This is a genomic window from Providencia sp. UF-183, assembly GCF_058246155.1.
The window spans coordinates 1-14,120 of the sequence record NZ_JBSICD010000011.1 but is presented as its reverse complement, the minus strand read 5'-3'; the positions used below and the strand labels follow the sequence as shown (position 1 = coordinate 14,120).

Below are 14,120 nucleotides of genomic sequence, written 5' to 3'. Positions count from 1 at the left end.
TGATTGAATAGTTCAATTAATCACCTATTACCGCAGAATGACAACATGACTCAATCTAGTTATAACGCAGAGGCTATTGAAGTCCTCAGTGGTTTGGAGCCTGTTCGCCGTCGCCCGGGGATGTATACAGATACCTCGCGGCCGAACCATTTGGCTCAAGAAGTAATTGATAATAGTGTCGACGAAGCGCTTGCTGGGCATGCGGGGCACATTGAAGTTATTTTACACGCTGATCAATCCATTGAGGTGATTGATGATGGGCGGGGAATGCCTGTTGATATCCACCCAGAAATGAAAGTTCCAGCGGTTGAATTGATTTTAGGCCAGTTGCATGCTGGCGGAAAATTCTCCAATAAAAACTACCAATTTTCAGGTGGTTTGCACGGTGTTGGTATTTCCGTTGTTAATGCGTTATCAAAACGCATTGAAGTAACTGTGCGCCGTGATAGTCAGGTATATCAAATCGCCTTTGAAAATGGCGATAAAGTCGAAGATTTGCATGTGATTGGTACTTGTGGGAAGCGTAACACAGGAACCAGCGTGCATTTTTGGCCTGATGAGAGCTATTTTGATAGTCCGAAATTTTCAGTTTCCCGTTTAACCCATAACTTAAAAGCCAAAGCCGTTTTATGCCCTGGCGTGAAAATCACGTTTAAGGATCAGCTCAACAATACTGAGCAAAGCTGGTGCTATAGCGATGGGTTAACCGATTATTTAATGGAATCTGTTGATGGCTTAGAAGCGTTACCAGAAAAACCCTTTACTGGGGAGTTTTCTAGCGAAACAGAAGCGGCCCAATGGGCGCTGTTATGGCTACCAGAAGGTGGCGAGCTGCTGACCGAAAGCTATGTAAACCTGATCCCGACAGCGCAAGGTGGTACTCACGTCAATGGATTACGCCAAGGCTTGCTGGATGCGATGCGTGAATTCTGTGAGTTCCGCAATATCTTGCCACGTGGAGTAAAGCTATCTGCGGATGATATCTGGGAGCGCTGTACCTATGTGCTTTCAGTGAAAATGCAAGACCCACAATTTGCAGGGCAAACTAAAGAACGTCTGTCTTCACGCCAATGTGCGGCTTTTGTTTCTGGCGTTGTCAAAGACGCCTTTAGCCTGTGGCTAAACCAAAACGTACAAATTGCGGAACAACTGGCGGAAATGGCGATTTCAAGCGCACAACGCCGGATGCGTGCCGCGAAAAAAGTGGTGCGTAAGAAGCTAACAAGCGGCCCTGCATTGCCGGGCAAGCTGGCGGATTGTAGCTCGCAAGACTTAAAAATGACTGAATTGTTCCTCGTTGAAGGGGACTCGGCAGGGGGCTCAGCGAAGCAAGCCCGCGACCGCGAATATCAGGCGATTATGCCACTGCGTGGTAAGATACTGAATACATGGGAAGTTTCTTCTGATGAAGTGTTAGCTTCACAAGAGGTTCATGATATTTCTGTGGCGATTGGTATCGACCCTGATAGCGAAGATTTAAGCCAGCTACGTTACGGTAAAGTGTGCATCCTTGCGGATGCGGACTCGGATGGTTTGCATATCGCGACATTACTGTGCGCGTTATTTGTTCGCCACTTCCCAACTTTAGTGAAAGCGGGGCATGTTTATATGGCAATGCCACCGTTGTACCGTATTGATTTAGGCAAAGAAACCTTTTACGCATTAGACGAAAGTGAAAAAAATGCGGTTCTCGACAGGTTAAGCCGTAAACGTGGTAAACCCAACGTTCAGCGCTTTAAAGGGCTGGGGGAAATGAACCCACTTCAATTGCGTGAAACCACGTTGGACCCTAATACTCGTCGCCTTGTTCAGTTGATCATCGATGATGAAAACTATCAAGAAACCCTTGCAGTGATGGATATGCTTTTGGCGAAAAAACGCTCAGAAGATCGCCGCAATTGGCTGCAAGAAAAAGGCGATATGGCTGAAATTGATGTCTAACATCCTGCGATAAAAAGAGTAAGGAACGAATTGAATGAGTGAAATTACTCATGATGGTGTGGAGCGTTTACCGCTTCATGCCTTTACTGAAAGCGCCTATCTAAACTATTCGATGTACGTCATCATGGATAGGGCGCTGCCGTTTATTGGTGATGGGCTAAAACCTGTTCAGCGTCGTATCGTGTATGCGATGTCAGAACTGGGCCTGAGCAATAACGCTAAATATAAAAAATCAGCAAGAACCGTCGGTGACGTGTTAGGTAAATACCATCCGCATGGTGATAGCGCGTGTTATGAAGCGATGGTGTTAATGGCGCAGCCGTTTTCTTATCGTTACCCATTAGTGGATGGGCAAGGAAACTGGGGAGCACCCGATGATCCGAAATCATTTGCTGCGATGCGTTATACAGAATCACGTTTATCAAAATACGCCGAAGTATTACTGAGTGAGTTAGGCCATGGTACGGTTGATTGGGTACCCAACTTTGACGGTACGATGAATGAACCGAAAATGTTGCCTGCGCGTTTACCTAATATTTTGTTAAACGGTACTACGGGGATTGCGGTCGGGATGGCAACGGATATCCCGCCACACAACGCCCGTGAAGTGGCAGAAGCCTTGGTTGCCTTACTGGAAAAACCGACCCTGAATCTTGATGAGATTATGGGGTATATTCCGGGCCCTGATTTCCCAACTGAAGCTGAAATTATCTCTTCCCGTGAAGATATTCGTAAAATCTATCAAAACGGCCGTGGCTCAGTGCGTATGCGTGCGGTATGGGAAAAAGAAGATGGTAATGCGGTCATCACGGCATTACCTCATCAGGTTTCGGGGGCTAAAGTTCTCGAGCAAATCGCGAGCCAAATGCGTGCGAAAAAATTGCCTATGGTGGAAGATTTACGTGATGAATCTGACCATGAAAACCCAACACGTTTAGTGATTGTTCCACGCAGTAATCGCGTTGACCTCGAACAAGTGATGACTCACTTATTTGCCACAACGGATTTAGAAAGAAGCTACCGCGTTAACCTCAACATGATCGGCTTAGATAACCGCCCTGCGGTGAAAGGCTTGGTTGATATATTAACAGAGTGGATTGCGTATCGTCGCCAAACTGTGCGTAACCGCTTGAATCACCGTTTAGACAAAGTTTTAAGGCGTTTGCATATTTTAGACGGTTTATTAATTGCTTATCTAAACATTGATGAAGTTATCGAAATTATCCGTACTGAAGATGAGCCAAAATCAGTGTTGATGTCCCGTTTTAATATTTCGGACACGCAGGCGGAGGCTATCTTAGAGCTGAAATTACGTCATTTAGCCAAATTAGAAGAGATGAAAATCCGTGGTGAACAAGACGAATTAGCAAAAGAGCGTGATGAGCTACAAGCGATTTTAGGTTCAGAGCGCCGTCTGAATACGTTAATTAGAAAAGAAATTCAGGCTGATGCAAAAGCCTATGGCGATGATCGCCGTTCTCCACTCCATGAACGCGAAGAGGCGAAAGCCATGAGCGAACATGAAATTCTACCTTCAGAGCCAATTACTGTCGTGCTGTCTGATATGGGGTGGGTGCGTAGTGCGAAAGGCCATGATATTGAGCCAACCAACTTGAACTATAAAGCGGGTGATGGCTTTAAAGGTGCAGCCCGTGGTAAATCGAACCAAGCCGCCGTATTCCTTGATACGACAGGGCGTAGCTATTCGGTTGATCCGTTGGAATTGCCATCTGCACGTAGCCAAGGTGAGCCTCTAACGGGTAAATTAACGCTACCACCGGGTGCGACAATTGAGCATGTTCTCATGGCGCCAGAAGAGCAAAAATACTTGATGGCGTCAGATGCTGGCTATGGTTTTATTTGTACATTTAATGACTTAGTGACAAAAAATAAAACTGGTAAAGCATTAATTTCGTTACCAGAAAATGCAAAAGTGCTGGCACCGATTGAGCTTAATAACGAGCAGGAAGATTTGTTATTGGCAATCACCAAAGCAGGGCGCATGTTAATTTTCCCTGTGGCCGATTTACCTCAGTTATCAAAAGGTAAAGGCAACAAAATTATCAATATTGCAGGGGCACAAGCGGCAAGTGGTGAAGATGTATTAACTTGGTTGATGATTTTGCCTGTTGGTGCTTCAATGACACTGCATTTTGGTAAACGAAAACTGAAATTTAAAGCTGAAGATCTACAGAAATACCGTTCGGAACGTGGCCGCAAAGGGACATCGTTACCGCGTGGAATGCACAATATTGAGCGTATCGATATCGAGCCAGTAGATAACGCATAACAATAAATTTAATGGGTGCCTTATCAAGGTTTGATATTGGGCACCAAAGGTTAAAATTCATCGCGGAGTACGAATACTCCGCTAATTTGGGGTTAGTATGTTAGCGCTTATTAGAGCGATTATTGTCATTATCTACACCATCCTCGTTTGTGTGGGCGGTGCTATCTATTGCTTATTTAGCCCACGTAACCCAAAACACGTGATGACCTTCGGCCATATGTTTGGGCGCTTATCGGTTGTTTTTGGTCTTAAAGTGATCAATCGCGTGCCTAAAAAAGCCAAAAGCTATGGTCCAAGTATCTATATTGGTAACCACCAAAATAACTACGATATGGTCACCATGTCCAATGGCGTGTTGCCTAGAACGGTGACGGTAGGTAAAAAAAGCTTGGTATTTATTCCATTCTTTGGTTTTTTGTATTGGATCACGGGGAATATTTTGATCGACCGCGCGAATCGTTCGAAAGCACATAACACGATCTCCCAAGTAGCCGATCAAATCAAAAAACGTAAGATTTCCGTATGGATGTTCCCTGAAGGTACACGCAGCCGTGGTCGTGGTTTACTGCCATTTAAAACCGGTGCTTTTCATGCTGCTATTGCTGCGGGTGTGCCGATTGTACCAGTGTGTGTATCCAGTACGCAGGGTAAAATTAAGTTAAATCGTTGGAATAATGGCCATGTTATCATTGAGATGCTAGAGCCTATCGATACCTCAGCCTATAGCCGAGATCAGGTTAGAGAGTTATCGGAATATTGCCATTCATTGATGGAAGCCAAAATCAAAGAGCTTGATTTAGAGGTTGAAGAAATGAATAAAAAAATGAAAAAAGCATCATAAATTAAGCGGTAACTCAAAAAGGGCAATGCATAATCATTGCCCTTAGTTTTATCGAGTCCTGCCAATTAACATTAAGCAGTCGTTTTTTCTGCTTATATTCTTTCCTAATTAATAATCCACACAATTTATAATTCTATTAATTAATTTTTTATATATTAGAAAGATATTTTTAGAATTTAATCTTTTTTCGCGATATCATGGCTCGCAAAATTAGCGAAGTAGCAAATTGTTGTCTATAAGACGTATTATTACTAGCGCCAATCTAAAATTAGCCAATCCAAAGGCTAAAAATTTTGAATATCTAACAATAAAATGCGCTGGAATGTTTTTTTTAGCGGAGAATTTATGTCATTCAATCGATGCCAAGCCCTCGTTGCGGTAGGGTTGGCTTTGTGTGTTTCCTATGCGCCAATGAGTGCCTATGCGGAGAGCACTAGAGAGTTACCCGTGCCTCCACTGCTGGAATCGCGCTCTGGGCAACCTCTGTTTTTAACATTGCAAAAAATCCATTGGTCTTTTGATGGAAAGTATTCTGCGGATGTGTGGGGGGTAAATGGCTCTTCACCAGGCCCGACTGTCAAAGTTAAAAATGGCGATGATATCAAACTGATATACAGTAACCGCTTACCCGAAGCGGTTTCCATGACAATTAGCGGGCTGCAAATACCGGGAACACAAATTGGTGGTGCGGCAAGGCTGATTTCGCCTAACGCAGATTGGTCGCCAGTGATCCCTATTCGCCAGAATGCGGCCACGCTTTGGTACCATGCAAATACTCAAGGAAAAATGGGGCAGCAAATTCATAATGGATTATTGGGTATGTGGATCATTGAAGATGATGTCACAAAAAACCTTCGCTTGCCTAACCATTATGGCGTAGATGACTTCCCCGTTATCATCCAAGACAAACGTTTGGATAACTTTGGCGTGCCTGAGTATAAAGCTGAAGAAAATGGCTTCCTCGGGGATACATTATTAGTCAATGGTGTGCAAAACCCCTATATCGAAGTGTCTCGCGGCTGGGTACGTTTGCGGTTATTAAATGCATCGAATTCACGAAATTATGTGATGAAAATCAGCGATGGTCGCCCATTTGCAATGATTGCGTCAGACCAAGGCTTATTAACAGTTCCTGTCAACGTTCAAGAATTGCCACTTGCACCGGGTGAACGACGTGAAGTATTGATCGATATGGCGAAAACGCAGGAGCTGACTATCACCGCAGGTGAGTCTGCTACGTTTATGGATAGGCTTAAAGGGCTGTTTGAGCCTTCAAACAGCTTGATTTCAACGAACGTACTGACCATCAAAGCAACGGGTTTGATGTCGTTAGTAACTGACGGCTTGCCAACACAGTTGACAGAAGACAAGACGCAAGTGACTTCCAGTATTACACAAAGGGATATTCACCTTAATGATGGCTTTGGCATCAATAATTCCACTATAGATACCAACCGTGTGGATATCAATAGCCGCCAAGGTAATTGGGAACGTTGGATTGTCACTACGAATGAGCCTCAGGCATTTCACATAGAAGGCGTACGCTTTAAAATCATTAATCGTAACGGGCAACCAACACCACCAGAAGACTATGGTTGGAAAGACACTGTTTGGGTTAATGGGCGTACTGAACTATTAGTGCAGATGATGCAGCCTTCCTACAACCATTTTCCATTTTTGTTTTATAGTCAAAATTTAGAAAAAGCGGATTTAGGTTCAGTGGGGCAGATGGTGGTTGTGCCGCAAGAAACGATGCAATATTAATTATTAGTCACAAAACAAAAAGCAGGCACTTTATTTAGCGCCTGCTTTTTTATACTCAAAATTAATGATTAGCTAAGTGCAACACGAATTCCGAAAGCAATTAAAATGACGCCAAGCACTCTATCGACGTATTTTTGTACTTTGGCTAAGCCTTTTCGTACAGGGGCGCTTTGGATAAGAAACACTAAAATAGGCCAGTAAATAACGGCTAATCCCCAAATAATAAAGGCAAACCACAGTTTTTCTCCAAATGTTGAGTTGATGTCCAACACTTGGGTAAATACGGCAAGAAAGAACAACGTAGCCTTGGGATTGAGCACATTGCAAAGAAACCCCTGCATAAAGGCTTTTTTAAAGGAAACAATTTCGTGTTGAGTGGTGTTCAAATCAACTAAATTGCTCGACTGTGGTAATAAGCTTTTAACGCCTATCCACACTAAATAAGCAGCACCTGCGTACTTTAAGATGTTAAATAGCCATGGCGTAGTGGTAATCAGCACGGCAAGGCCTGCAACGCAATAAGACATATGCAAGGCAATGGCTGCAATCACACCAAAAGCTGTCATAAGTGCCGCAGAACGTTGGTAGCGAGCGGCATTTTTGACAATCAGGAAGAAATCAGGCCCTGGTGAAAGCATTCCTAAGGCAGCAATTGTCGCTACCATAATACTGGTTTCGTACATGATACAATCTCTATGTTTAACCCTGTTTTCGGCTTACTGCGGTAGGAACCATTTTCGACTAAATGTTGCTACTTTCAGAGAGGAAAACAGGCTCTTTTATGATTTTTAATGTTATTTCTGGTCTTAATTTTAGCAATTCGAGTATAAGTGATTCAAAGCTGTTTAAGGAAGTTTAAATTTAGTCGACGAAGCAAATCTCTTTACGTATAGTGTGCTCAATTTTTATATTTTGCTTCTAAGGTGAGTAAATGAATATTAGCTTAATCGCAGCAATGGCGATCGATCAGGTTATCGGCATGGAAAAAGCGATGCCTTGGAATTTACCGGGGGATCTGGCGTGGTTCAAACGAAATACGTTAAACAAACCCGTGATTATGGGCCGTGTGACCTATGAATCTATTGGGCGTCCATTACCGCAGCGAGTCAATATCGTACTGAGTAGCCAACCTGCAGGTGCGGATAATACCGTTATTTGGGTGACTTCTATTGAAGAGGCGCTCGCTGCTGCACAAGCAATAGAAAATGTGGAAGAAGTGATGGTGATTGGTGGTGGTAAGGTTTACCAACAATTTCTCCCATTAGCCAATAAGCTTTATTTAACACATGTTGATGCAGAAGTGATTGGTGATACGCATTTTCCTGCATATGAACCCGATGAGTGGGATTCTATCTTTACGGAATATCATGAGGCAGATGAAAATAATACTCATGGGTATTGTTTTGAGGTTCTGACTAAAAGAGACTAGTATTTTAGTCAGCGAAATAAGTTGCACGTGATTGTGTCATCATTGTTGCAAAGATTAATGAACCCCTAAAGCTAAAATCTAGCTTGGGGGGATTATTATTTTACTTATTTGAGTTTATTACTGAGTTTATCCAGTCACTATATTTAGATACTCGAGTAAATGATTTTGCAGGGGGATTCAGAGAACGCGAGATCACACCAATAATGACACTTTCACCTTGTGCATTTTTTGCAATTAATGGACCTCCTGAATCACCGCTGCTGGCACTTCCAGTTTCATCACCTGCACATAGACTAAACTCAGGCTCAAAGTTGGTTGCAATATCAGCGTCTGGAAAATCAATACAAGCGCGATCTGCGAGTATTTTTATCTCTTTTTTCTGTAATTTCTTAGGAATTTGATCATTACTACCAACACCAAAACCAATAATTGTCACATCATCGCCTATATTTATTGGGAGTTGATTGGGCAAGCTATCATATTTAATAAAAGGAACATTCTTGATAGGGTGGTCAATTTTTACTAATGCAATATCGCCACTACTATTGTTTTCTTTACTACCATCCGGTAATGGTGAATACCATTTTTCATTAATAACGATTTTCTCAATATTAGCTTTGTACAGATAGCTGTCAGGGTAATAAGAGTCTCTTCCTATATAAGCAAACAGCTCTCTATTCTTGTCATCAACACAGTGAGCCGCTGTTAAGAGCCATGAGTCGTTGAGCATTACACCATCACAATAATGTTTATTTATATTACTATCATTACTATAATTTAAATCAACTAAATACGGATATTCGCCTTTCTTAGCATCATGGCCATTTATAATATCATTATTGATTTTTTGAGCAAAGGCACTTGTATTAAACATTAATGAAATAATAAATAAATTATAATAATTTAATTTATTTTTTTTCATATAATATATCTCCAATTTTTAAAAAATTAATATTTGAAAGGTTTGTTATTTCAGCGGTGTGCTGCTTTGGGTATTTATAGCATTTCAAAATGAACTTTTAAAATACATGAATTTTAAAAGAGTTATTTATTATTTTAATTGTATATTCAATTTTATTAATTCTTTTTATGTTATATCGGTTTATATATTTATAAATAAAAAATCCTAATAGAAAGAGACAAAAGGGGGAGAAAGCGCGTTATAATAAGAAAAAATGACGCACTATGGCGTCATTTAAATATCAGTAAATCTCGGGTTTAAACGCTATTCTTTACGGCTTTTTTGGTAGGATTTTTGGCGGTGATATTGCTTAGTTTCCCAATGGAGTAACGTTAAGTCGCCTCCCCAGCAACAACCTGTATCCATTGCATACACGTTATCTGGTGTACACTTTCCTTCCAGTGATGCCCAATGGCCAAAAAACACGGAATAATCTTCAGGTAGCTGGCTAGGTAAATCGAACCATGGCTTTAAAGGGGCAGGGGCTTTTTTCGGATTTTCTTTGCAGATCATATCCAATTGGCCATTAGGGAAACAGTAGCGTAAGCGTGTCAGTGCATTGGTGCTAAAACGTAAGCGAGCAAGTCCCATCAAGCTATCAGACCAATTATTCGGCATGTCGCCATACATTGAGTCAATGAATAAAGGATAGGCATCACTGGAGAGAACAGCTTCCACTTCCCTTGCACACATTTTGGCTGTTTCAATGTCCCACTGAGGTGTGATCCCTGCATGGGTCATGACTATTTTGCGCCCTTCATCGATTTGCAGCAGTGGCTGGCGACGTAGCCAGTTAATTAGCTCATCTAAATCAGGCGCATGCAATAATTCATCAAGGTGGTCTTTCGGCTTATTGCGGCTAATTTTGCAGTAGATCCCAAGCAAATGAAGGTCATGATTGCCCAGAACTAAGCGAGCAGAATCACCCAAGCTTTTGACATAACGTAAAACTTGCAGCGACTCTGCACCACGAGCGACGAGGTCGCCGGTTAACCATAGAGTGTCTTGTTGCGGGTCAAAATTGACACTGTCCATCAATTCACGTAATTCACGATAGCAGCCGTGAATATCACCTACTATATATGTCGACATAATTAATTAATCAGTGTTGGAATTGCCAGACGAAAAGCAGGGATATCCACATGGAAATTATCCCCTTGCGTACTAATCATCACGTAATAGCCTTCCATCGTCCCCATTGGTGTTTCAAGAACGGCACCGCTGGTATAACGATATTCAGTTCCTGGCTGAATGATTGGCTGTTCGCCCACAACACCTTCACCTTGAACTTCGGTTTTATGGCCATCACTGTTCGTAATGAGCCAATAGCGGCTCATTAATTGGATGGGATCGCGCCCTAAATTGCGAATGCAAATGGTATAAGCAAATACATATCTGGCAATATCGGGCTGAGATTGGCTCTCGATGTAGACACTCTGAACTTGGATGCTCACATTCGGCTCGTTAAGCATAGTGCCTCCTTCAACATTCTATTCTGATCGGTTAGAAAGATAGTTTGCCATTTTGCAGTACTGTTCAACAGAAATATTTTCGGCACGGGTGCTTAAGTCGATGCCTAATTCGGTTAATTCTTCAACGCTAAATAAATCACCAAGACTGTTACGGATGGTTTTACGGCGCTGATTAAAGGCCTGCGTGGTGATCCGACTTAAGAACTTAATATCTTTAACAGGATATGGATTCTCACGGTGCGGGATCAAGCGGACAATGGCTGAGTCTACTTTTGGTGCTGGAGTAAATGCCGTTGGTGGCACTTCAAGAACAGGCACGACGTTACAGTAATATTGCGCCATCACACTCAAGCGGCCAAAGGCTTTACTGCCGGGACCTGCAACTAAGCGGTTAACCACCTCTTTTTGCAGCATGAAGTTCATGTCAGCAATGGAGTTGGTGAATGTGAATAGGTGAAACATTAATGGCGTGGAAATATTGTAAGGCAAGTTACCAAAAACACGTAGTGGCTGGCCAGCTTGTTTAGCCAATTCACCAAAATCAACGGTCATCGCATCTTGCTGAATGATCGTTAATTTATCTTTGAGTTGCGGATGGACGTGTAAACGCGCCGCAAGGTCACGGTCAAGTTCGACTACCGTCATTTTTTCAATACGGCTACCGACAGGCTCCGTAAGTGCGCCTAAACCGGGGCCGATTTCAACGATGGATTGACCCGGCAGAGGGTTCATTGCATCAACGATGCTGTCGATAATAAATTGGTCAGTTAAAAAGTTCTGCCCGAAACGTTTGCGGGCAAAGTGCCCCTGATGGACTCGATTATTCATGTATTCTTAGATGTCATTTGGATAGCTAATGTCAATGCGGTGATAAAACTTCCCGCATCTGCATGACCCGTACCTGCGAGCTCAAGGGCTGTGCCATGGTCAACGGAGGTACGGATAAACGGTAGGCCGAGGGTAATATTTACCGCTCTACCAAAACCTTGGTATTTTAACACAGGAAGACCTTGATCGTGATACATTGCTAAAACTGCATCAGCGTGGTCTAAATATTTGGCTTGGAACAGTGTATCAGCAGGCAGTGGCCCGACTAAATGGATGCCTTGTGCCCGCAAACTTTCCAATGCAGGTTCAATGGTATCAATTTCTTCCGTACCCATGTGGCCGCCTTCTCCTGCATGAGGATTCAGCCCACAGACGTAGATAACGGGTTTTTCAATGCCAAACTTAGTTTGCAAGTCATGATGTAAAATGGTGATGACTTCATGAAGGCTTTGTTGCGTGATGGCGGCTGAAACGTCTTTTAACGGAAGGTGTGTTGTTGCAAGGGCTACGCGTAATTCTTCTGTTGCCAGCATCATAACAACGCGCTCACAACCACTGCGATCAGCAAAAAACTCGGTGTGCCCACTAAAAGCAACCCCAGCATCATTAATAATGCCTTTATGTACTGGCCCTGTCACAATGGCGGAAAACTCACCTGTTAAGCAACCATCACAGGCTCTAGCAAGCGTTTCAACCACATAGTTGCCATTATTGACATTAAGCTCACCTGCTTTCACAGAAGCATTTAATGGCACAGAAACGATGGATAGATGGCTTGCTGTGTGCGCTTTAGGCACCTCACTTGGCATATATTCACTTAACGTAAGTGGCAAGTTTAGTATTTTAGCGCGCTCAAGTAACAAGCTGGGATCTGCGCAAGCAACAAGCTCAACAGGCCATACCTGTTGAGCGAGCTGGATAAGCAAATCAGGGCCAATCCCGGCGGGTTCACCGGGAGTAATCACAATCGGCTTAGTTAGATTTTTCATCTTGAGCTTGGTTATCGCGACCATCAACAATTTTCACGTAAGCGGAAGCTCGTTGTTCTTGCATCCAGCTTTGCGCTTCTTCATTAAATTTACGGTTGAACAGTAAACGGTAAGCTTGGTCTTTTTGTGCTGCATCCGTTTTATCAACACTGCGTGTGTCTTCTAACTGAATTAAGTGCCAGCCAAAACTTGAAGGAACTGGTTGGCTTAACTCGCCTTTATTCAGTTTCATCAATGCATCACGGAATGCTGGGTCGTAAATATCCGGCATATTCCAGCCAAGTTCCCCGCCTTTTAATGCACTACCCGGGTCTTCTGAGTTTTCTTTCGCAGCATCTTCGAATGACACTGCACCAGAACGGATATCTTGGGCAATTTTATTCAGTTTTTGTCTTGCTTGTGCATCATCCATAATTGGAGATGATTTAATCAAGATATGACGCGCTTTTACTTCAGTCACAGAGATAGGCTGGCTACCACCACTAACATCGTTCACGCGTAAAATATGGTAACCAACACCTGAGCGGATTGGCCCTGCGATATCACCTTTCTTCGCATTTTTTAGCTGTTCAGCAAATACGACTGGAAGCTCTTGCAAACGTGACCAACCCATGTTTCCGCCTTTAAGCGCTTGAGGGTCAGCAGAGTATGCAATGGCTAACTTACCGAAATCACCGCCTTTTTTCAGGTCAGCTAAAATTTTGTCCACTAATGCTTCCGCGGTTTTGAGCTGCTCTGGTGTTGGGTTTTCTGGTAATGGGATCAAGATGTGACTTAAATTGACGCCCATTTCATAATTAGCTTGCGAACTCATTTGCTCAGCAAGAGCATCAACTTCTTGTGGCAAAATGGTGACGCGACGGCGAACTTCGTTATTACGAACTTCGGCAATCAGCATTTCTTTGCGGATTTCACTGCGGTACTGGTTCATGTTGATGCCATCAGCGGTTAAACGCTGTTGCATTTGTTCCAGTGTTAAACCATTTTGACGTGCAATATCAGTGATAGTTGCAGTTACTGCTTCATCTGGGATATTGATCTGCATTTGGCTTGCCATTTGCAGCATGATGTTATCCATCACCAAACGATCAAGGATTTGATGACGTAGCGTTTGATCATCAGGGATCTGCTGACGTGCGTTCTGTGCATTCAGTTTAACTGTGTTGATCATATTCTGGATGTCACTTTCCAGCACAACTCCGTTATTGACAACCGCAGCCACCTTATCCATTTGCTGTGGCGCAGCCAACGTAGCAGAGCTTGCGAACATCAGTCCCAGAATAAGCGTTCTCCAATTCTTCATAATGGTCCTATATATTGACTTTGAATCCGCTAAATGCGGGCTAATACGTTGTTTATTCGTTTTACTCGTCATACTTCAAGTTGCAGTGTTGTTGACTGCACTCACTCGCGCAAGTCACATACTGATGTATGCTCCTAGCGACTCGCTCATTTGTCGCCTAACTGCACCTCGAATTATTTAGAGTAAATACCCTTAAATATTCAGGGTAAATACAGTCATACTTCGAGTTGCAGTGTTGTTGACTGCACTCACTCGCGCAAGTCACATACTGATGTATGCTCCTAGCGACTCGCTCATTTGTC

The 14,120-nt window shown here is 42.9% G+C and carries 12 protein-coding genes; 5 read left to right on the top strand and 7 right to left on the bottom strand.

The features are described 5' to 3' along the window. The first annotated feature begins 45 nt into the window (after positions 1 to 45). From parE to ftsP, 4 genes are all read left to right on the top strand, one after another. The gene (parE, locus tag AC4IFT_RS11755; protein ID WP_490733255.1) at positions 46 to 1,941 is read left to right on the top strand and encodes a DNA topoisomerase IV subunit B; all 1,896 of its coding nucleotides are present in this window, start codon (positions 46 to 48) and stop codon (positions 1,939 to 1,941) included. A 34-nt stretch (positions 1,942 to 1,975) separates the two neighbouring features. Beyond that, positions 1,976 to 4,231, top strand: coding sequence for a DNA topoisomerase IV subunit A (gene parC / locus AC4IFT_RS11750; RefSeq protein ID WP_490751400.1), 2,256 nt, complete (start codon positions 1,976 to 1,978; stop codon positions 4,229 to 4,231). Between the two features lie 97 nt (positions 4,232 to 4,328). Further along, positions 4,329 to 5,072 carry a 1-acylglycerol-3-phosphate O-acyltransferase gene (locus AC4IFT_RS11745; protein WP_490733251.1) on the top strand — a complete coding sequence of 248 codons (744 nt, stop codon included), beginning with the start codon at positions 4,329 to 4,331 and terminating at the stop codon, positions 5,070 to 5,072. 345 nt (positions 5,073 to 5,417) lie between these two features. Continuing rightward, positions 5,418 to 6,836, top strand: coding sequence for a cell division protein FtsP (gene ftsP / locus AC4IFT_RS11740; protein ID WP_490751399.1), 1,419 nt, complete (start codon positions 5,418 to 5,420; stop codon positions 6,834 to 6,836). Between the two features lie 68 nt (positions 6,837 to 6,904). Here ftsP and AC4IFT_RS11735 read toward each other — a convergent pair whose 3' ends face one another. After that, positions 6,905 to 7,519 carry a LysE family translocator gene (locus AC4IFT_RS11735; RefSeq protein ID WP_490733247.1) on the bottom strand — a complete coding sequence of 205 codons (615 nt, stop codon included), beginning with the start codon at positions 7,517 to 7,519 and terminating at the stop codon, positions 6,905 to 6,907. Positions 7,520 to 7,767: 248 nt separating this feature from the next. Between AC4IFT_RS11735 and folA the strand changes: the two genes are divergently transcribed. Next, positions 7,768 to 8,265 (top strand): type 3 dihydrofolate reductase, encoded by a 498-nt coding sequence (gene folA, locus AC4IFT_RS11730; protein WP_490733245.1) that lies wholly within the window; start codon positions 7,768 to 7,770, stop codon positions 8,263 to 8,265. Between the two features lie 100 nt (positions 8,266 to 8,365). Here the strand turns inward: folA and AC4IFT_RS11725 are convergent, their stop codons facing one another. The 6 genes from AC4IFT_RS11725 to surA all read right to left on the bottom strand — a co-directional run bounded on the left by AC4IFT_RS11725 (position 8,366) and on the right by surA (position 13,818). Further along, positions 8,366 to 9,187, bottom strand: a complete 822-nt coding sequence (locus AC4IFT_RS11725; RefSeq protein WP_490751398.1) for a S1 family peptidase — start codon at positions 9,185 to 9,187, stop codon at positions 8,366 to 8,368. A 303-nt stretch (positions 9,188 to 9,490) separates the two neighbouring features. Beyond that, positions 9,491 to 10,318, bottom strand: coding sequence for a bis(5'-nucleosyl)-tetraphosphatase (symmetrical) ApaH (gene apaH, locus AC4IFT_RS11720; RefSeq protein ID WP_490751397.1), 828 nt, complete (start codon positions 10,316 to 10,318; stop codon positions 9,491 to 9,493). A gap of 2 nt (positions 10,319 to 10,320) precedes the next feature. Then, positions 10,321 to 10,698: a Co2+/Mg2+ efflux protein ApaG gene (apaG, locus tag AC4IFT_RS11715; RefSeq protein ID WP_047755704.1), complete on the bottom strand. Its 378-nt coding sequence runs from the start codon at positions 10,696 to 10,698 to the stop codon at positions 10,321 to 10,323. A gap of 18 nt (positions 10,699 to 10,716) precedes the next feature. Continuing rightward, the gene (gene rsmA / locus AC4IFT_RS11710) at positions 10,717 to 11,526 is read right to left on the bottom strand and encodes a 16S rRNA (adenine(1518)-N(6)/adenine(1519)-N(6))-dimethyltransferase RsmA (protein WP_273838202.1); all 810 of its coding nucleotides are present in this window, start codon (positions 11,524 to 11,526) and stop codon (positions 10,717 to 10,719) included. Beyond that, positions 11,523 to 12,515: a 4-hydroxythreonine-4-phosphate dehydrogenase PdxA gene (gene pdxA, locus AC4IFT_RS11705; RefSeq protein ID WP_490733238.1), complete on the bottom strand. Its 993-nt coding sequence runs from the start codon at positions 12,513 to 12,515 to the stop codon at positions 11,523 to 11,525. The genes rsmA and pdxA overlap by 4 nt, the downstream gene beginning before the upstream one ends. Further along, positions 12,499 to 13,818, bottom strand: coding sequence for a peptidylprolyl isomerase SurA (gene surA, locus AC4IFT_RS11700; protein WP_490733236.1), 1,320 nt, complete (start codon positions 13,816 to 13,818; stop codon positions 12,499 to 12,501). Before surA ends, pdxA begins: the two co-directional genes overlap by 17 nt. Positions 13,819 to 14,120 lie beyond the last annotated feature (302 nt).

What these genes read in the sequence shown, in the direction of transcription:
- AC4IFT_RS11745 (WP_490733251.1), top strand. Translation starts at nt 4,329, where the DNA reads ATGTTAGCGCTTATTAGAGCGATTATTGTCATTATCTACACCATCCTC.
- apaH (WP_490751397.1), bottom strand. Translation starts at nt 10,318, where the DNA reads ATGTCGACATATATAGTAGGTGATATTCACGGCTGCTATCGTGAATTA.
- AC4IFT_RS11735 (WP_490733247.1), bottom strand. Translation starts at nt 7,519, where the DNA reads ATGTACGAAACCAGTATTATGGTAGCGACAATTGCTGCCTTAGGAATG.
- surA (WP_490733236.1), bottom strand. Translation starts at nt 13,818, where the DNA reads ATGAAGAATTGGAGAACGCTTATTCTGGGACTGATGTTCGCAAGCTCT.
- AC4IFT_RS11725 (WP_490751398.1), bottom strand. Translation starts at nt 9,187, where the DNA reads ATGAAAAAAAATAAATTAAATTATTATAATTTATTTATTATTTCATTA.
- parE (WP_490733255.1), top strand. Translation starts at nt 46, where the DNA reads ATGACTCAATCTAGTTATAACGCAGAGGCTATTGAAGTCCTCAGTGGT.
- parC (WP_490751400.1), top strand. Translation starts at nt 1,976, where the DNA reads ATGAGTGAAATTACTCATGATGGTGTGGAGCGTTTACCGCTTCATGCC.
- pdxA (WP_490733238.1), bottom strand. Translation starts at nt 12,515, where the DNA reads ATGAAAAATCTAACTAAGCCGATTGTGATTACTCCCGGTGAACCCGCC.
- ftsP (WP_490751399.1), top strand. Translation starts at nt 5,418, where the DNA reads ATGTCATTCAATCGATGCCAAGCCCTCGTTGCGGTAGGGTTGGCTTTG.
- apaG (WP_047755704.1), bottom strand. Translation starts at nt 10,698, where the DNA reads ATGCTTAACGAGCCGAATGTGAGCATCCAAGTTCAGAGTGTCTACATC.
- folA (WP_490733245.1), top strand. Translation starts at nt 7,768, where the DNA reads ATGAATATTAGCTTAATCGCAGCAATGGCGATCGATCAGGTTATCGGC.
- rsmA (WP_273838202.1), bottom strand. Translation starts at nt 11,526, where the DNA reads ATGAATAATCGAGTCCATCAGGGGCACTTTGCCCGCAAACGTTTCGGG.